The organism is Phycicoccus avicenniae, from assembly GCF_050496545.1.
Lineage (GTDB): Bacteria > Actinomycetota > Actinomycetes > Actinomycetales > Dermatophilaceae > Phycicoccus > Phycicoccus avicenniae_A.
Genome location: NZ_JBNVZV010000026.1, coordinates 47,754 through 65,337, shown reverse-complemented (window position 1 = coordinate 65,337; position 17,584 = coordinate 47,754). Strand labels below are relative to the sequence as shown.

Genomic DNA, 17,584 nt, shown 5'->3' with positions numbered 1-17,584 from the left:
CCCCCCCCCCCCCCCCCCCCCCCCCCCCCCCCCCCCCCCCCCCCCCCCCACCGCGATGGGTCGGCGGGCCGGGGGTCAGCCGGCGTGCGACTCGCGCCAGGCGCGTCGGGCCGCGCCGGCCAGGCCGACTCCGGTCAGCAGGCACAGGGCCACGCTGACGATCGCACTGAGCACGGGGGGCTCCTGCCAGAACGTCGTCGCGAGCACGACGAGGACCGCGACCGGTCCGGCGAGCAGGAGGGCGGCGCGGGTGCGCCCGGTGAGACCCCGGGCCGCCGCGGTGCACACGGTGCCCGCCAGCCAGAACGGACCGAGCAGGAAGACCCCGAGGAAGATCGCCTCGGACGGCCCGAACATGCCGGGGCCCTGACCGAGGGCCGTGACCCGGGCCAGCACCTCGAGGGCGAGGAGCAGGCCCGTCGCCCCGGCGACGAGGAGGGCCCCGGCCCGGATGAGGCCGGGCGTCGGCCGGACGGGTGCCGGGACGAACCGGTGCTCCACCACGCGGGCACCCTCGGCGGGCTGGTCGGCCCGGGCCTCGGCGGCGACGCGCTCCGGCGGGCCGAGGCGCAGCAGGGCGGCATCGACGGCCGCGGGGTCGTCGGGGTGCTCGGCGAGGGTGGCCTCGAGGTGCTCGCGCACGCCGGCCAGGACCTCGTCGCGGTCCTCGGGCGCGAGGTCGGAGAGCATCCGGGCGAGGTCGTCGAGGTAGGCGCTGACGCGGGTGTCGGAGCTGTTCACGGGTGTCCTCCGCGGAGTGTGGTGTCGACCGCGTCCCGGAAGGTCTTCCAGGTGCGCCGGAAGGTGACCAGGGCGTCGCGGCCCCGGGCGGTGAGGGCGTAGTAGCGGCGCGGCGGCCCCGCGCTCGACTCGGCCCAGGTGGTCTCGACGAGCCCCTGCTTCCGCAGCCGGGAGAGCAGCGGGTAGAGCGTGCCCTCGCCGGCGAGCAGCACGCCGTCGTCGCCGAGGCGCCGCGCGATGTCGAGGCCGTACATCGGCTCGGTGTCGAGCAGCGCGAGGACGCAGTGCTCGAGGGCGCCGCGACGCAGGTGCGTCAGGATGGCGCTGTCACCGGGTTCCATGCGTCACAAGGTACCGGTCCGGTCGCGTTCTGGCCAGCGTTTCCCCGAGTCGAGTGCGGACGTGGCCGCTGGAGCGACCATCTCCGCACTCGACTCCGGGGGGGACCGGGGAGGGCGGGCCCGGGCCACCCGGACGCCCGCGGCCGCCCCCGAGCGGCCTCGGTAGGCTTCCGGGCGTGAGCGAGACCGAGCAGCCGACGTCCATCACCTACGCCGGCGCCGGGGTCGACGTCGAGGCCGGCGACAAGGCCGTCGAGCTGATGAAGGAGTCGGTGCGCCGCGCCACCCGCCCCGAGGTGCTGGGCGGCCTCGGCGGCTTCGCCGGGATGTTCGACGCCAGCGCGCTCGCGTCCTACCGCCGCCCGGTGCTCGCCACCTCCACCGACGGCGTCGGCACCAAGGTCGCCATCGCCCAGGCCCTCGACCGGCACGACACCATCGGCTTCGACCTCGTCGGGATGGTCGTCGACGACATCGTCGTCTGCGGCGCCGAGGCGCTCTTCATGACCGACTACATCGCCTGCGGCAAGGTCGTCCCCGAGCGCATCGCCGCCATCGTCGGCGGCATCGCCCGAGCCTGCGAGCAGGCGCGTGTCGCCCTCGTCGGCGGCGAGACCGCCGAGCACCCCGGCCTCCTCGACCCCGACGAGTACGACGTCGCCGGTGCCGCCACCGGGGTCGTCGAGCACGACGAGGTCCTGGGGCCGCAGCGGGTGCAGGCCGGCGACGTCGTCCTGGGCCTGGCCAGCAGCGGCCTGCACTCCAACGGCTACTCGCTCGTGCGGCGGGTCGTCGCCCACGCCGGGTGGGAGCTCGACCGGCACGTGGACGAGTTCGGCCGCACGCTCGGTGAGGAGCTGCTCGAGCCGACCCGCGTCTACGCCGCCGACCTCCTCGACCTCGTGCGCCTCGACGGCGTCGACGTCCACGCCCTCTCGCACGTCACCGGGGGAGGGCTGGCGGCCAATCTTGCCCGCGTCCTGCCGCCGCACGTCCACGCGCGGCTCGACCGTGCCACGTGGACCCCGCCCGCCGTGTTCTCGACCGTCGGTGCGCTCGGCAACGTCCCGCGCGCAGACCTCGAGCGGACGCTCAACATGGGCGTCGGGTTCGTCGCCGTGCTGCCCGCGGCCTCGGTCGACGCCGCGACCGCGCACCTCGAGGCGCGGGGCATCGGCACGTGGGTGATGGGCGAGGTGTCCGACGGCGCGGCCGCCGACGCCGCCACCGGCGAGGTCGTGCGCGGGGCCAAGGGTGTCGACGGCGGCTCGGTCGAGCTCGTCGGCGAACACCCCACCCCCTGACCCCCGGTCCCGACTGATTGCCCAGAACCCACCTCAGGAGGCCGCTTTCGGCCCGCTCGAGGTGGGTTCTGGGCAATAAGTCGAGTGGGAGGGGAGGCACACGAGGGCCGGCCGCCCACCGCGGGTCAGAGGACAGGTCTCCCGCGGTGGACGGCCGGCTGCTTCGGGGGTCGGAGAGCGGTCCGACCCGGGCGGCCCGGGGCCTCAGCCCCAGATGGCGGCCGCCCACTCGGGGTGGTCGATGAACGGGTTGCGGTTGTGCTGCCACGTGGAGTGGATGCGGTCGTTGCGGCGCATCTCGAAGGCGTCGACCGGGTCCTGCGCGTTCCACTGGAGGAGCACCGAGAGCTTGCCGATGTACGGCGCCGTCCCGTTGCCCACGGAGTTGTTCATCTCGAGGTTCGCCCAGCCGTCGTCGCCCTCGTACCGGACGGCCATGTAGAAGATCATCCGGGCGACGTCGCCCTTGACGGCGTCGCGCGGTGCGAAGGAGTCGCCGTCCACGAGGCAGCCGGAGCACTGCGCCACCGCGCCGCCGCCGTTGTCGAAGTCGAGGTTGCCGCGCGTGGAGTTGACGGTGACGTCCTCCGGGCGCAGGTGGTGCACGTCGGTGCCCGGTCCGGTGGCCGTCCCGAAGTCACCGTGCGACTTCGCCCAGACGTGCTCGCGGTTCCACTGGTCGACGCCACCACCGTTGTCGGACTTGGCGATCGAGCGTCCCGAGTAGATCTCGACGACGTTGTTCGTGTTGTTCGGGTCCTGGTCGGTGTCCTTGAGGGCGTCCCAGACCTGGTCGTAGGTGAGCTTGGTCTGGTCGTCGATGATGCCGTGCAGCGACGCCTTGAGGGCCGTGCCGGTCTTGCCGATGGCCGGTGCGTAGTACGTGCCGTCCCACGGGCTCGTGCCCGTCCCGCCCCCGGTGCCGCCGCCGGTGTCGCCGCCGCCCGAGCCGGCCGCCGCCACGGCCGTGGTGCCGGTCATCCCCGGGTGCGAGAAGTACGCGGCCAGCGTGCCGGTGACGTCGACCTGCTTCCCGAGCAGCGTGGGGTTGGACTGCAGGCCCCACTGCGACCGGAGGGCCGTCGGCAGCTGGACGTAGAGCATCCGAGTGGTGCCGGTCTCCGACGCGGTGTCGGCGATGGCGAGCGCGTAGTCGCTCGGGAAGGCCGAGCGCACCACGGTGCTCGTCGCGGTCGGCTGGCCGACGACGTAGCCGCGGACGGTGTGCGAGGCGCCGTCCTGGCCGGCAACGGCCTGCGCGACGGTCAGCGGGGTGGCCGCCTGCGACGCCGGGGCGGAGAGGCCGAGGAGGACGACGAGGGCGGAGGCGAGCGCGAGCCAGGTGGTGGTGGCTCGGCGGCCGCGCAGCAGGGACGGCAGGGGGTTCGGTCGGGTCACGGTCCACGACCCTGCCCGAGCGCGTCCCGCGGATGGGTCTGCCGCGGTCAAGGATTCGGTCAGGACTCAACCACGCGCGGGTCAACGAACGGGTTCCGCCGCACCTGAGTACGGCACCCCATGACGATGGTCACCGGCTCCGACCACGCTGGGGGGATGAGCAGCCACACCCGGCACACGGGGTCCCACCGCGGGCCGGTGCGCTTCGGTCTCCTCGCCCCGAGGCCCGTCCCGGAGCGGGAGGTCCGCCTCGGCACCGCCCGCCGCTGGATGGTCGGCGCGCTGGCCGTCGCGACCCTCGCCCTGCTCGCCGTCGTGCTCTGGTTCTTCAGCGGGTTCGGCGTCCTCGACGACCTGACACCCTCCGGGGCCCTGGGCCTGGCGGGGCTGGTGCTGCCGGGCCTCCTCGTCGGCTGGTGCACCGGGTTCGCGGCACTCGCACTCCTCGTCGGCGACGACCTCGTGCGGCCCCGGGCGGTCGGGCTGCTGGCGGCGTTCGTCGGCTGTGTCCTGGGAGCCGCGCTCCTCCCGCTCGGGGGGATCGGGTGACCCGGGCCTCCGGGAGCACGGCGTCTTGGGTGCTCACCTGGGCCGCGCTCCCCGCTCTGGTCGTCCCGGCGGTCGGGGTCCTCGGCGTGCTGGAGGTGCTCGGGAAGCCACCCAAGGGGCGGCGGGGGCCGTGGCTGGTCGAGGCGGCGGTGCTCTGGGCCCCGTTCGTGCTGGCCGTGGCCGCGGGGCTGGCGGCGGCCCTCCTCCTGGCGCGCCACCACGACCGGTGGAAGGAGCCCTCGGTCGGTGCGGGTGCCGGGTACGCCGCGGTCGGGTTCCTGCTGGGTCTCGCTGTGGGGGTGCCGTCCGTCGTCGCGGCGTTCCTCTGGGTCTGGGGCCGCCACCCCTGACGCGTCGCGCCGGACCGGGTCAGGCGACGGTGACCTGGGGCGCGAAGAGGGCCATGGCGGCCAGTGCCCGCTCGTGGTTCTCCGGCGTGGACCCGGCGCACGCCGGGCCGTCGACGACGACCGTAACCCCGGCGTCGGCCATCGGCAGGACCGTCGAGACGACGCAGCAGTCGGTGGCCACGCCGGCGACCGTCACGTGGGCGTCGGACCCGACGAGGTCGCGCAGCACCGGCCACTTGCCGAACGTCCCCGCCGTGACGACGTGCCCGGCCACGCCGTCGAGCTCGGGCACGACGGCGTACAGCGGGTCGGCGTCGGGCACGAGGGCGAACGGCCACTCCGCGTAGTACGGCCCCCACGAGCCCCCCAACGAGGGGTCGGCGACGAACCTCGTCACCACGGTCCGCTCCGGCCCGAACGCCGCGGCGAGCTCACGCATCCGGCCGACGGCGCCGGCGAACATCGGCGAACCCCACGGGGAGGCGCCGGGGTCGGCGAAGACGACCTGCGGGTCGACGACGACCAGCCAGCCGTCGCGCGCCGCCATCAGGCCACCGGCTCCTCGGTGCGGGCTCCGGCCTCGCGCTCCTGGCGCCGGACCGTGGCGCGCCGCGCGACCAGGGTGACACCGAAGCCGAGCACGAACGCGAGGATGACGCCGATGTTCGCGTACGGCCAGGTGCCGTCCCAGAACGGGGCGCCCTCGCCCTCGGTGACGTAGGTGCCGAGGCCGAGCGGCTCGAGGAGGTAGCCCTGCCAGTTGTTCCACGCCGCGTCCTGCGCGAAGCCGTTGACGACCAGCCCCCAGCCGAGGACCGAGGCCACGACCATCGTCCCGACCGAGACCAGGTCCCAGGAGCCGAAGCGGCCGCGCGCGTCGAAGAACGCGTCGGCGCCGTCCGGGCCCCAGTCGTAGTCGCGGCGGCGCAGGACGAGGTCGGCGATGAAGATGCCGGCCCACGCCGCGAGCGGCACGCCGAGCGTGATGAGGAAGGACTGGAACGGCCCGAGGAAGTCCTGGGCGACGAAGACGACGAAGAACGTGCCGAGCGTGAGGATGACGCCGTCGACGAGGGCTGCGGCCGGGCGCGGGATGCGCACACCGAGCGAGAGCAGCGTGAGCCCCGAGGAGTAGATGCCGAGCACCGCGCCCGAGACGAGGGAGAGGATGACGGCGACGAGGAACGGCACGAGGAACCAGGTGGGCAGGATGCCGGCCAGCGCACCGATGGGATCGCTCGCGATGCCCTCCGCGACGCCGGCGTCGGAGGAGGCGACGAGCAGCCCGAAGGTGACGAGCAGCACCGGGGCGATCGAGCCACCGACGGTGTTCCACAGGACGATCGAGCGGTCCGAGGCGTCGCGGTGCTGGTAGCGCGACCAGTCCGCGGCGATGTTGATCCAGCCCAGGCCGAAGCCGGTCATCACCATGACGAACGCGCCGACGACCGCGCCCGCGGAGCCGGAGGGGACGGCCGAGACCTTGCCCCAGTCGATGGTGCCCTGCGCCAGCACGATGACGACGAACATCACGGTGACGATGCCGGTGAGCCAGGTGAGGACCGACTGCAGCCGCATGATGACGTGGTAGCCGGCGACCGAGGCGCTGACGATGAGCAGGGCGACCACCACGGCGGCCACGACCTTCGTGGCGGTGCCGCCGCCGAACCCGAGGCGCTGGAAGACGGTCGCCGTCGCGAGCACCGCCGTGATGGCGAGGAAGGTCTCCCAGCCGATCGAGGTGAGCCAGGAGATCACACCCGGCACCTTCTGCCCGGTCACGCCGAACGAGGCGCGCGACAGGATCATCGTCGGGGCCGACCCGCGCTTCCCGGCGATGGCGACGACGCCGCAGAGCAGGAAGGAGACGACGATGCCGAGCACCGCGACGAGGACGCCCTGGCCGACGGAGATGCCGAAGCCGAGGACGAAGGCGGCGTAGGAGATCCCGAAGACCGAGACGTTCGCCGCGAACCACGGCCAGAAGAGGTCGCGGGGGGAGGCGGTGCGTTCGGCCTCGTCGATGATCTCGATGCCGGTGGTCTCGACGCCGAGCCGACGGGTCCCGGAAGCGGTGGACGTGCTCATGGGGCGAGCATGGCACGCCGCCGCGGTGCACGGCAGGAGCCGCGCACGCCCACCGACCGGTACGCGGGGCACCGGCGGGTGTCGGGGATCAGGGTGAGGTCAACGCCGTCCGCTCGGCCACTGGCCGTCGTCGTCGTCCTCCCAGCTGCGCTCGTCGGCGGTGTCGCCCGAGTGCGTCTGGGTGTGCAGTTCTCGCTCAAGCGCTGACAGGTCGGTGTCGGGGCTGAAGTACTTCAGCTCGCGAGCGACCTTCGTCTGCTTGGCCTTGGCCCGGCCGCGCCCCATGGCGTGACCCCCTCGTGCGTCTGCCGGGGCGGCATCGCTGGTCGGACGGCCCCGGTGTCGGGGTCATCCCACGTCGCGGAGCGGCTCCGGGAATGGTGTGCATCTCGTGCCGCCAACGATACATGGGTCGGCGGCCCTTCGGCGACGGCACCGTCGAGGTGGCACGCCCCTCGGACGGCCCCGGCCGGCTCCCGGCCGGCTCAGGGGGCGGGCGTGGCCCGTGGCGGCAGCCAGGGGGTGCGGCCACCGGCCGCGATGCGCCGCTCAGCGAGCCGGTCGGCGGCCACCGCGGGCGTGACGCCCTCGGCCTCGGCGAGCCCCAGGACCTCCAGGGTCGTGCCGAAGATGGCCCCGGTGCGCTCGCGCGCACGCTCCATGTCGAAGCCGTGCAGCTCGTCGCCGACCTGGATGACCCCGCCGGCGTTGACGAGGAAGTCCGGGGCGTAGACGATGCCGCGCTCGGCGAGCCGGTCGGCGGTGTCCGGGCCGGCGAGCTGGTTGTTCGCGCCGCCGCACACCACCCGGGCGTCGAGGACGGCGACCGTGTCCTCGTCGAGGGCGCCGCCGAGGGCGTTGGGGCTGAAGACGTCGAGGGAGGTGCGGGCCAGGACGGTGGCGTCCTCGACGGCCTCGACCTCCGGGTGGCGCGCCCGGAGCGCTGCGACCGCGTCGTCGTCCACGTCGGTGACGACCACGTGCGCGCCGTCCTCGAGCAGGTGCTCGGCGAGCTTCGCCCCCACCTTGCCGACGCCCGCGATGCCCACCCGGCGGCCCTCGAGCGAGGGTGCGCCCCACACGTGCTGGGCGACGGCGCGCATCCCCTGGAGGACGCCGTACGCCGTGAGCAGCGAGGAGTCGCCCGCCCCGCCGTTCGCGGGGGACCGGCCGGTGGCCCAGCGGGTCTCCTCGGCGACGACGTCCATGTCGGCCACGTAGGTGCCGACGTCGCACGCGGTGACGTACCGGCCGCCGAGCGACTCGACGAAGCGCCCGTAGGCGCGCAGCAGCTCGGGGGTCTTGTCGCGGTGCGGGTCGCCGATGACCACCGCCTTGCCCCCGCCGTGGTCGAGGCCGGCCAGCGCGTTCTTGCTCGACATCGCCCGCGAGAGGCGCAGGACGTCGGCGAGGGCGGCATCGGTCGACGGGTAGGGGTGGAACCGGGTGCCGCCCAGCCCGGGCCCGAGCGCCGTGGAGTGCAGGGCGATGATCGCGCGCAGCCCGGTCGCGGGGTCGGTGCAGAAGGCGACCTGCTCGTGGCCGGCGAGGTCGATGAGGTCGGTGGCCATGCCCGTCACGCTAGTCCTCGGAGGGCGGTGCCCGCCGGGCGCCGGGGCCCTCAGGAGGCGAGGCCGACGACGAGGTTGATGGTCGCCGCCACGACGACGGTGCCGAGCAGGTAGGACAGCAGCGTGTGCCGCAGGACGATGCCGCGCACGGCCGGGGTGCGCAGGTCGGTGTCGGACACCTGGTAGGTCATCCCGAGGGTGAAGGAGAGGTAGACGAAGTCGCTCATCCGCGGTGGGCCGTCGCCGGGGAAGTCGACGCAGCCGGGCTCCTCGACGAACCAGTGCCGGGCGTAGCGCAGCGCGTAGACGGTGTGCACGGCCAGCCAGCCGGCCGCGACCGAGAGCACCGCGAGGGCCGCCTCGAGGCCGCCGCCACCGCTCGAGACGAGCATGACGCCGACCGCGCCGAGGCTCGCGAGCGCGGCCACGACCACGATGACGTCGGTCTCGGTGCGCCCGCCCTCGGCCCCCTCGAAGTGCCCCGCCGTGGCGTCGGGGTCCACGCGGTGGCACCGCACGAGCACCGGGACGCTGAAGGCGAGGGCGCCGACGACCCAGCCGAGCAGCGCGTGGGCCGCCGCCCCGGTGCCGGTCGGCAGCGGGACGAGCACCCCGACGAGGAGCGCGAGCACCCCTGCGAGGGCGAGGTGCCACCGGGTGTGCCGCACGGCGCCACGCTAGCGCCGAGACCGCCCCGCGGAGGGGGACCGTGCGCCCCTCGACCTTCGCAGCGATTTCGCAGCGCCTCCCGGGAGGCTGGTGCCGACGCACCACCGGGGGAACAGGTGGCGCGTCGCCCGTGTCACCGGGGGGCGGTGGCACGGGACGCACCTCGACGGGGTGCGGACCGGTCGAGGGGGTCGGTCCGCACCCCGACGTGTGTGCCGGGGGTGCGCGGTCGCACCGGTGTAGCAGGATGGCCGCATGAGCGCTGCGCAGGGCATCAGGGTCGGGTACAAGGCGTCCGCCGAGCAGTTCGCGCCGGGTGAGCTCGCGGGCTACGCGGTGCTGGCCGAGGAGCTGGGGCTGGACTCGGTGACCATCTCCGACCACTTCCAGCCGTGGCGGCTCGAGGGCGGCCACGCCCCGAACTCGCTGGCCTGGATGTCGTGGGTGCTGGCGCGCACCGAGCGCGTCATGGTCGGCACGTCGGTGATGACGCCGACGTTCCGGTACAACCCGCCCGTGGTCGCGCAGACCTTCGCGACGCTGGCCTGCCTCGCCCCCGGGCGCGTGATGCTCGGCGTCGGTACCGGCGAGGCGCTCAACGAGATCGCCGTCGGGTCGGTGGCCGAGGGGGAGTGGCCCGAGTTCAAGGAGCGCTTCGGGCGGCTGCGCGAGGCCGTCACGTTGATGCGGCAGCTGTGGACCGAGCCGCGCGTGACCTTCGAGGGCGAGTACTACCGCACCGAGGACGCCGCCATCTACGACCGCCCGGACACCCCGGTGCCCGTCTACATCGCGGCGGGTGGCCCGATGGTCGCGCGCTACGCCGGCCGGCACGGCGACGGCTTCATCTGCACCTCCGGCAAGGGCGAGGAGCTCTACCGCGACCAGCTCGTGCTCTCGGTCGACGAGGGGATGGACAAGGCCGGGCGCGACCACGCCGACATCGACCGGATGATCGAGGTCAAGGTCTCCTACGACCCCGACCCCGAGCAGGCGCTGGAGAACTGCCGGTTCTGGGCGCCGCTGTCGCTCTCGGCGGAGCAGAAGCACTCCATCCACTCCCCGGAGGAGATGGAGCGCGCCGCCGACGAGCTGCCCATCGAGCAGGTCGCCAAGCGCTGGATCGTCGCCTCGCGCCCCGAGGACGTCGTCGAGACGATGCGCTTCTACACCGACCTCGGGTTCGACCACCTCGTCGTGCACGGCCCCGGCCACGACCAGGAGCGGTTCCTGCGCACCTTCACCGAGCAGGTCCTGCCCGGGCTGCGCGAGCTCGTCCCCGCCGCGCGGTGAGCGAGGGTTCGCCCGTCGCCCCGGCCGGACCGCTCGCCGGGGTGCGTGTCGTCGAGCTCGGCGGCATCGGCCCGGCGCCCTTCGCGTGCCTCGTCCTCGCCGAGATGGGCGCCGATGTCGTGCGCGTCGACCGGCCGGGTGCGGTGAGTGACGTCGACGCCTCCGGTGGGCTGCGGCGCTCGCGGCCGAGCATCGCCGTCGACCTCAAGCACCCCGAGGGTGTGGCGGTGGTCCGTCGTCTGGTGGCGGGGGCCGACGTGCTGGTCGAGGGGTTCCGGCCTGGAGTGCTCGAGCGGCTCGGGCTCGCGCCGGAGGACCTGCTCGCCGAGAACCCGCGGCTGGTCGTCGGCCGGATGACCGGCTGGGGGCAGGACGGGCCGTGGGCGCCGCGCGCCGGTCACGACATCACCTACGCCGCGCTCTCGGGGACGCTGCACGCGATGGGTGGTGAGGACCGCCCGGTCGCACCGGTACCGGTGCTCGCCGACTTCGCGGGCGGGGCGATGTACCTCGTCTCGGGGGTGCTGGCGGCGCTGGTGTCGCGTGGTGTGACCGGGCGCGGGCAGGTCGTCGACGCGGCGATGGTCGACGGCGCCGCACACCTGCTGACGCTCGTCCACACGATGCTCGGCGCCGGAGCCTGGGAGGACCGGCGGCGTTCCAACGTCCTCGACGGCGGTGCGCCCTTCTACGACGTGTACCAGTGTGCCGACGGCCGGTTCGTGGCGGTCGGGGCGCTCGAGCCGCAGTTCTGGCGAGAGCTCGTCGGGCTGCTCGGGGTCACGGTCGACGGCGAGCAGTACGACACCGCGACGTGGCCGGCGCAGCGCGCGGCCTTCGAGGCGGCGTTCGCCGCGCGGACCCGCGACGAGTGGGCGGGGCACTTCGAGGGCTCGGACGCCTGCGTGGCACCGGTGCTCTCGCTCGAGGAGGCGCACCGGCACCCGCACCACGCGGCGCGGGACTCCTTCGTGCCCGGGCCGGGCGGCGGGATGGTGCCGCGGCCGGCGCCGCGCCTGTCGGGGACGCCGCTCGGGACGCCCGGGCCGGAACCGGTGCCGGGGCAGCACACGCGCGAGCAGCTGCTGGCCCACGGCTTCGACGCCGCCGAGGTCGACGCGCTGCTGGCGTCGGGGGCAGTCGTCCAAGCCTGAGCGCCCTGCTCCCGGCGAGATGCGAGGGTCCGCGTGCGACCGCGCACGGACCCGCGCATGTCGCACGGAGGGGAGCCGCGTTCAGGCGGTGGGGAACGGGCCGTCGGCGCCGAAGACGGTGCGGGCGAACCGTTCTCCCATCAGCCGGTGCGTCTCCTCGTCGGGGTGCAGGGCGTCGGGCAGCGGGTGGGCCTCCACGTCGCCGGCGCCGTACATCCCGAGCCCGTCGACGAGGTGGAGGTTCGGGTCGTCGGCCCGGCGCTGCTCGACGACGCGCGCGAGCTCCTCGCGGACGATGCGCAGGGTGAGCTTGCCCATCGGCACCTCGGCGGGATCGCCGGCCGCGGTGAAGACCAGACGCCCCTCGCCCAGGGCCGCGGGGTCGATGGCGCCGGGGCCGGGGGTGTCCTCGTGGATCGGGCAGAGCACGGGTGTCACGACGATCAGCGGCGTGCTCGGGTGCCCCTCGCGGATGGTGTCGAGGAAGCCGTGGACGGCCGGCCCGAGGACGCGGCGCCGCATCAGGTCGCCGCCGACGATGTTGATGCCGACCTTGACGCTGAGGAGGTCGGCGTCGAGGTCGCGCATCGTGCGGGCGACGAACGGGTCCAGGACGGCCGAGCCGCCGAAGCCGAGGTTGACGAGGTCGAGCCCGGCGGTGCGCGCGGCCACGACCGGCCACGTGCCGGTGGGGCGAACGGCGTTGCTGCCGTGGCTGATCGAGCTGCCGTGGTGCACCCACCGAGGGCGGTCGGTGTGCGGCACGGTGGTGACGGGGGCATCGGCACGCAGGGCGACGAGCTCGACGCCCTCCTGGTGCGGCAGCCACAGCTCGACGACCTTCTCTCCGGGCGCCGGCTCGAACCGCACGGTCCCGGCGCCGCCCTGCTCGAGGGTGGTCTGCCCGGTCGTGGGGTCGGTGGTCAACAGGTCCCCGTTCGGGACGACGGCGCCGTCGGTGAGGCGGCCGTCGACGACGAGGTCCACCTGCCCCTGCGCCCGGGCCGGAGCACCGGTCAGCGCCCGGCGGGTGACGACGAGGTCGAGCTCGACGACCGTGGCCGTGGTCCGGACGACGAGGCGGACCCCCGCCGGCTGGCCCTCGTTGACGGCGAGCATCGGGTCGGCGTTCTGCGCGCGGGCCCACGCGGGGAGGCGGTGGGGACGCAGGCCGCCACCCTCGGTGGGCTCGACTTCGACGGCGCCGTGCACGAGGTCGGGAGTCAGGGGGACGTCCTGGAGTGCGGTCACGGGAGCCAAGTCCAGCACGTCCCGTCCGTGCGGTGCCCCGGAGGGTGCGGTTGGATGGCGGGATGAGCAGCGCACGGGTCCGCGTGGAGGCGGACGGATCCATCGGCCGGATCACCCTCGACGCCCCGGAGCGGCTCAACGCCGTCGACCCGGAGATGTGCGCCGCCGTCACCGACGCCCTGCGCCGGTTCGACGCCGACCCCGAGGTGCGGGTCGTCGCGCTGACCGGCGAGGGGCGCGGCTTCTGCTCGGGTGCGCCGCTCACCGCCGAGGGCGCGTCGATGGGGGTGCTCGACGCCGGGGCCGAGCTGGTGCGGGCCGTCGTGGCGTCCCGCACACCGGTCGTCGCCCTCGTCCACGGTGTGGCGGCGGGCATCGGGGTGCCGATGGCGCTCGCCTGCGACTACGTGCTCGCCGCCGACGAGGCGCCGTTCGTCCTGGCGTTCAGCCGGATCGGGCTGATGCCCGACGGCGGCTCGACCGCGCTCGTGGCGGCGGCCGTCGGGCGGGCGCGGGCGATGCGCCTCGCGCTGACCGGTGAGGCGCTGCCGGGGCGCACCGCGGCCGAGTGGGGCCTGGTCGCCGAGTCGGTGCCGGCCGACGGGTTCGCCGCGCGCGCCGAGGAGCTGCTCGTATCCTTCGCCGCCGGCCCGACGCTCGCGCTCGCCGAGACCAAGGCCGCGGTCAACGCCGCGTCGCTCGACCTCGAGGGAGCGCTCGCGCGCGAGGACACCGGCCAGCGCGCGCTCTCGACCACCGCCGACCACCGCGAGGGCGCCGCCGCGTTCGTCGGCAAGCGCCGCCCGGAGTTCCGCGCCCGCTGACCCACTGACCCGCCGGCCCCACGCCACCCGAAGCGACAACAACTGACACATTCGTCGATTTCTGCACGGTCGGGCGGGGTGAGGGTGTGCAGGAACTGACACGTTCGTCGATTCCTGCACGGTCGGGCGGGGTGAGGGTGTGCAGGAACTGACACATTCGTCGATCGGTGGACGCCGGCGCGGGCGTCAGGATGGCGTCAAGACGCCGTCAGCGGCGCATCACCGCGCCCGACCGCGGACCGGCCGGCTGGTGTCGTGGCCGGTATGTGGCAAGACCTCGTCGCGGGCGGAATCGGCCTGCTCCTCCTCGGATACCTGCTCGACGCCCTGATCCACCCGGACAGGTACTGAGGAGCTCTCATGACCATCGCCCTCCAGACGGCCGCGGCCGTCCTCCTCGTCGCGGCCGTCCTGGCCGCCACCCACGTGCCCCTCGGCACCTGGATCCACCGCACCTTCACCGACGAGCGCGACTGGCGTGTCGAGCGCCTCGTGTACCGGCTCGTCGGGGTCGACCCGCGCACCGAGCAGCGCTGGACCGGCTACGCGGGCTCGGTGCTGGCCTTCGCCGTCGTCTCGGTCGCCCTGCTCTTCGCCCTCATCACCGCCCAGGGCCTGCTCCCGTGGTCGCTCGGCCGCTCGATGCACTGGGACACCGCGCTGAACACCGCGGTCTCGTTCGTCACCAACACGAACTGGCAGTCCTACGCGGGGGAGGCCGGGACCGGGCACACCGTGCAGATGGCCGGCCTCACGGTGCAGAACTTCGTCTCGGCGGCGACCGGCCTCGCCGTGGCCGTCGCCCTGCTGCGCGGGCTCTCCCGGGCCACCTCCGACCGGGTCGGCAACTTCTGGGTCGACCTCGTGCGCGGCACCGTGCGCATCCTGCTGCCGCTCGCCGCGGTCGGCGCGGTCCTCCTCCTGCTCGGCGGCGTCATCCAGAACCTCGCGGCGCCGCACACCATCGAGACGCTCACCGGCGCGCAGCAGGTGATCCAGGGCGGGCCGGTCGCCTCGCAGGAGGCGATCAAGGAGCTCGGCACGAACGGCGGCGGGTTCTTCAACGCCAACTCCGCGCACCCCTTCGAGAACCCGGGCCCCTGGACCAACCTCCTGGAGATCGTCCTCATCCTGCTCATCCCGTTCGCCCTCCCGTACGCGTACGGCCTGATGGTCCGCGACCGGCGGCAGGGCGCCGTGGCCACCGGGGTCATGGGCTTCCTCCTCGTCGGCAGCATCGCGCTGACCACGTGGGCCGAGGTGCACGCGGCCGCGGGTCCGCTGGCCTCGATGGAGGGCAAGGAGCAGCGCTTCGGGGTCGTGTGGTCCAGCCTCTTCGCGAGCGTGACCACCGGGACTTCGACGGGCGCCGTCAACTCGATGCACGACAGCTTCAGCGCGCTCGGCGGCGGTGTGCCGCTGGTCAACATGCTGCTCGGCGAGCTGTCGCCGGGAGGTGTGGGAACCGGCCTGTACTCGTACCTCGTCGTCGTCGTGCTCGCGGTGTTCATCGCCGGCCTGATGGTCGGGCGGACCCCCGAGCTGCTCGGCAAGACCATCGGTCGATCCGAGGTCACGAGCGCCGCCCTCGTCACCCTGACGATGCCCGCCCTCGTCCTCGTCGGCACCGGTCTCTCGGTCGTGCTCCCGGTCTCGCTCGACGCCCGGCTCAACGACGGGCCGCACGGACTGTCCGAGCTGATGTACGCCGTCGCCTCGGCCTCGAACAACAACGGCTCGGCGTTCGCGGGGCTCTCGGCCGACCAGCCGTACCTCAACCTGCTGCTCGCCTTCTGCATGTTCGTCGGCCGGTTCCTGCCGATCATCCTGGTGCTCCGCCTCGCCGGATCGCTTGCGGCGCAAGGCAAGCGACCGGTCACGGCGGGCACCATGCCCACCCACACCCCCCTGTTCACCACGCTCGTGGTCGGCACCGTGATCGTCGTCGCCGGCCTGACGTTCTTCCCGTCCCTCGCCCTGGGACCCATCGCGGAGGCTCTCTCATGACGTCGTCCCTCGCGCGCACCGCCTGGCAGAACCTGCCCGCGGCGTTCGCCAAGCTCGACCCCCGCCACCTCTGGCGCAGCCCGGTCATCATGGTCGTCTGGGTCGGTTCGGTCCTCACGACGGTGCTGTCGGTGCTCGACCCGTCGGTGTTCTCGGTCGCGGTCACGGTGTGGCTGTGGGCGACCGTCCTCTTCGCCAACCTCGCCGAGGCCGTCGCCGAGGGCCGGGGCAAGGCCCAGGCCGAGACCCTGCGCCGCACCCGGACCGAGACCTCGGCCCGTCGGCTGCGCGCCGACGGCACGGAGGAGGAGGTGCCCGGCACCGCCCTCGCGCTCGGCGACCACGTCGTCGTCGAGGCCGGTCAGGTGATCCCCGGGGACGGCGACGTCGTCGAGGGCGTCGCGACGGTCGACGAGTCGGCCATCACCGGCGAGTCGGCCCCGGTCATCCGCGAGTCCGGTGGTGACCGGTGCGCCGTCACCGGTGGCACCACGGTGCTCTCGGACCGGATCGTCGTGCGCATCACGAGCAAGCCCGGCGAGACGTTCATCGACCGGATGATCGCCCTCGTCGAGGGTGCCGCCCGGCAGAAGACCCCGAACGAGATCGCCCTGTCCATCCTCCTGACGACGCTGACGATCATCTTCGTCCTCGCCGTCGGGGCCATCCAGCCGATGGCGGCCTACTCCGGGCAGCGGCTCTCGCTCGTCGTCCTCGTCGCGCTCCTCGTCTGCCTCATCCCGACGACGATCGGAGCACTGCTCTCGGCAATCGGCATCGCCGGGATGGACCGGCTCGTCCAGCGCAACGTCCTCGCGATGTCCGGGCGCGCCGTCGAGGCCGCCGGTGACGTCAGCACCCTTCTGCTCGACAAGACCGGCACCATCACCTACGGCAACCGGCGGGCCAGCGAGCTCGTGCCGGTGCACTCCGTCGGGCGTGACGAGCTGGCCCGCGCCGCCTACCTCTCCTCCCTCGCCGACGAGACGCCCGAGGGGCGCTCCATCGTCGAGTTCACGGTCGAGGCGGGAGTGGACGCCGACGCGCTCGGTGACGTCACGGCCCTGCGCCGGGCCGGTGCCGAGGTCGTCGAGTTCAGCGCCACGACGAGGATGTCCGGCGTCGACCTCCCCGACGGCCGTCGCGTCCGCAAGGGCGCCGGGTCCGCGGTGTCGGCGTGGGTGCGCGAGCAGGGCGGCACGGTCGGCGGCGACCTCGAGGTGCACGTCGACGGCATCAGCGCCTCGGGCGGCACGCCGCTCGTCGTCGCCGAGGCCGCTCCCGGCGAGGCGCCCCGCGTGCTCGGTGTCGTCCACCTCAAGGACGTCGTCAAGCCCGGGATGGCCGAGCGCTTCGCCCAGCTGCGTGAGATGGGCATCCGCACGGTGATGATCACCGGTGACAACCCACTGACCGCCAAGGCGATCGCCGAGGAGGCCGGTGTCGACGACTACCTCGCCGAGGCCACGCCCGAGGACAAGATGGCGCTCATCAAGAAGGAGCAGGAGGGCGGGCGGCTCGTCGCGATGACCGGTGACGGCACGAACGACGCCCCGGCGCTCGCCCAGGCCGACGTCGGCGTCGCGATGAACACGGGCACGTCGGCCGCGAAGGAGGCCGGCAACATGGTCGACCTCGACAGCGACCCGACCAAGCTCATCGACGTCGTCGCGATCGGCAAGCAGCTCCTCATCACCCGCGGCGCCCTGACGACCTTCTCGATCGCCAACGACGTGGCCAAGTACTTCGCGATCATCCCCGCGATGTTCGTCGGGATCTTCCCCGGCCTCCAGGCGCTCAACGTGATGGACCTGTCCAGCCCCTCGTCGGCGATGCTCTCCGCGGTCATCTTCAACGCGCTCGTCATCGTCGCGCTGATCCCGCTGGCGCTCAGGGGTGTTCGCTACCGCCCGCTCTCGGCGCACGCGATGCTGCGCCGCAACCTCCTCGTCTACGGGCTCGGAGGGGTGATCGTGCCGTTCATCGGCATCAAGGCGATCGACCTCGTCGTGTCCCTGATCCCCGGCCTCTGAAGGACAGCACC

The 17,584-nt window shown here is 73.7% G+C and carries 18 protein-coding genes; 9 read left to right on the top strand and 9 right to left on the bottom strand.

Annotation, left to right across the window (positions count from 1 at the left end; translation table 11 throughout):
• Nucleotides 1–75: 75 nt before the first annotated feature.
• Together ACQZ2A_RS17975 and ACQZ2A_RS17970 are read right to left on the bottom strand one after the other, a co-directional pair.
• The gene (locus ACQZ2A_RS17975) at nt 76–741 is read right to left on the bottom strand and encodes an HAAS signaling domain-containing protein (RefSeq protein ID WP_430213824.1); all 666 of its coding nucleotides are present in this window, start codon (nt 739–741) and stop codon (nt 76–78) included.
• Complete coding sequence (locus tag ACQZ2A_RS17970) at nt 738–1,082, bottom strand: PadR family transcriptional regulator (protein WP_430213822.1); 345 nt, start codon at nt 1,080–1,082, stop codon at nt 738–740. Before ACQZ2A_RS17970 ends, ACQZ2A_RS17975 begins: the two co-directional genes overlap by 4 nt.
• Before the next feature lie 176 nt (nt 1,083–1,258).
• Here ACQZ2A_RS17970 and purM point away from each other — a divergent pair, with 176 nt between their 5' ends.
• Nucleotides 1,259–2,386, top strand: a complete 1,128-nt coding sequence (gene purM, locus ACQZ2A_RS17965; protein ID WP_430213820.1) for a phosphoribosylformylglycinamidine cyclo-ligase — start codon at nt 1,259–1,261, stop codon at nt 2,384–2,386.
• Nucleotides 2,387–2,590: 204 nt separating this feature from the next.
• Here the strand turns inward: purM and ACQZ2A_RS17960 are convergent, their stop codons facing one another.
• Nucleotides 2,591–3,784, bottom strand: coding sequence for an endonuclease (locus tag ACQZ2A_RS17960; protein WP_430213818.1), 1,194 nt, complete (start codon nt 3,782–3,784; stop codon nt 2,591–2,593).
• Between the two features lie 156 nt (nt 3,785–3,940).
• Here ACQZ2A_RS17960 and ACQZ2A_RS17955 point away from each other — a divergent pair, with 156 nt between their 5' ends.
• The gene (locus ACQZ2A_RS17955; RefSeq protein WP_430213817.1) at nt 3,941–4,333 is read left to right on the top strand and encodes a hypothetical protein; all 393 of its coding nucleotides are present in this window, start codon (nt 3,941–3,943) and stop codon (nt 4,331–4,333) included.
• On the top strand, nt 4,330–4,683 hold the full coding sequence (locus ACQZ2A_RS17950) for a hypothetical protein (protein WP_430213815.1): 354 nt from the start codon (nt 4,330–4,332) through the stop codon (nt 4,681–4,683). The genes ACQZ2A_RS17955 and ACQZ2A_RS17950 overlap by 4 nt, the downstream gene beginning before the upstream one ends.
• A 19-nt stretch (nt 4,684–4,702) precedes the next feature.
• Here ACQZ2A_RS17950 and ACQZ2A_RS17945 read toward each other — a convergent pair whose 3' ends face one another.
• The 5 genes from ACQZ2A_RS17945 to ACQZ2A_RS17925 form a co-directional block, all read right to left on the bottom strand.
• The gene (locus ACQZ2A_RS17945; protein ID WP_430213814.1) at nt 4,703–5,230 is read right to left on the bottom strand and encodes a cysteine hydrolase family protein; all 528 of its coding nucleotides are present in this window, start codon (nt 5,228–5,230) and stop codon (nt 4,703–4,705) included.
• Entirely contained in the window at nt 5,230–6,771 is a 1,542-nt protein-coding gene (locus tag ACQZ2A_RS17940; protein WP_430213812.1) for a purine-cytosine permease family protein, read from the bottom strand. The genes ACQZ2A_RS17945 and ACQZ2A_RS17940 overlap by 1 nt, the downstream gene beginning before the upstream one ends.
• A 99-nt stretch (nt 6,772–6,870) precedes the next feature.
• Complete coding sequence (locus ACQZ2A_RS17935; protein WP_430213811.1) at nt 6,871–7,056, bottom strand: DUF3073 domain-containing protein; 186 nt, start codon at nt 7,054–7,056, stop codon at nt 6,871–6,873.
• Between the two features lie 200 nt (nt 7,057–7,256).
• On the bottom strand, nt 7,257–8,342 hold the full coding sequence (locus ACQZ2A_RS17930) for a Glu/Leu/Phe/Val family dehydrogenase (RefSeq protein ID WP_430213809.1): 1,086 nt from the start codon (nt 8,340–8,342) through the stop codon (nt 7,257–7,259).
• A 50-nt stretch (nt 8,343–8,392) separates the two neighbouring features.
• Nucleotides 8,393–9,010 (bottom strand): DUF1345 domain-containing protein, encoded by a 618-nt coding sequence (locus ACQZ2A_RS17925; RefSeq protein WP_430213807.1) that lies wholly within the window; start codon nt 9,008–9,010, stop codon nt 8,393–8,395.
• Between the two features lie 256 nt (nt 9,011–9,266).
• Here ACQZ2A_RS17925 and fgd point away from each other — a divergent pair, with 256 nt between their 5' ends.
• Nucleotides 9,267–10,304, top strand: a complete 1,038-nt coding sequence (gene fgd / locus ACQZ2A_RS17920; protein WP_430213805.1) for a glucose-6-phosphate dehydrogenase (coenzyme-F420) — start codon at nt 9,267–9,269, stop codon at nt 10,302–10,304.
• On the top strand, nt 10,301–11,458 hold the full coding sequence (locus tag ACQZ2A_RS17915; protein WP_430213804.1) for a CaiB/BaiF CoA transferase family protein: 1,158 nt from the start codon (nt 10,301–10,303) through the stop codon (nt 11,456–11,458). The genes fgd and ACQZ2A_RS17915 overlap by 4 nt, the downstream gene beginning before the upstream one ends.
• Nucleotides 11,459–11,539: 81 nt before the next feature.
• On the opposite strand, the gene ACQZ2A_RS17910 is transcribed toward ACQZ2A_RS17915, so the two are convergent.
• Nucleotides 11,540–12,709 carry an SGNH/GDSL hydrolase family protein gene (locus ACQZ2A_RS17910; protein WP_430213802.1) on the bottom strand — a complete coding sequence of 390 codons (1,170 nt, stop codon included), beginning with the start codon at nt 12,707–12,709 and terminating at the stop codon, nt 11,540–11,542.
• Between the two features lie 62 nt (nt 12,710–12,771).
• On the opposite strand from ACQZ2A_RS17910, the gene ACQZ2A_RS17905 reads away from it, so the two are divergent.
• The 4 genes from ACQZ2A_RS17905 to kdpB all read left to right on the top strand — a co-directional run bounded on the left by ACQZ2A_RS17905 (nt 12,772) and on the right by kdpB (nt 17,573).
• Nucleotides 12,772–13,533 carry an enoyl-CoA hydratase-related protein gene (locus tag ACQZ2A_RS17905; protein WP_430213800.1) on the top strand — a complete coding sequence of 254 codons (762 nt, stop codon included), beginning with the start codon at nt 12,772–12,774 and terminating at the stop codon, nt 13,531–13,533.
• Nucleotides 13,534–13,797: 264 nt separating this feature from the next.
• The gene (locus ACQZ2A_RS17900) at nt 13,798–13,884 is read left to right on the top strand and encodes a potassium-transporting ATPase subunit F (protein ID WP_430213830.1); all 87 of its coding nucleotides are present in this window, start codon (nt 13,798–13,800) and stop codon (nt 13,882–13,884) included.
• 9 nt (nt 13,885–13,893) lie between these two features.
• Complete coding sequence (gene kdpA, locus ACQZ2A_RS17895; RefSeq protein ID WP_430213799.1) at nt 13,894–15,540, top strand: potassium-transporting ATPase subunit KdpA; 1,647 nt, start codon at nt 13,894–13,896, stop codon at nt 15,538–15,540.
• Nucleotides 15,537–17,573, top strand: a complete 2,037-nt coding sequence (kdpB, locus tag ACQZ2A_RS17890) for a potassium-transporting ATPase subunit KdpB (protein ID WP_430213797.1) — start codon at nt 15,537–15,539, stop codon at nt 17,571–17,573. Before kdpA ends, kdpB begins: the two co-directional genes overlap by 4 nt.
• The last annotated feature ends 11 nt before the right edge of the window (nt 17,574–17,584 follow it).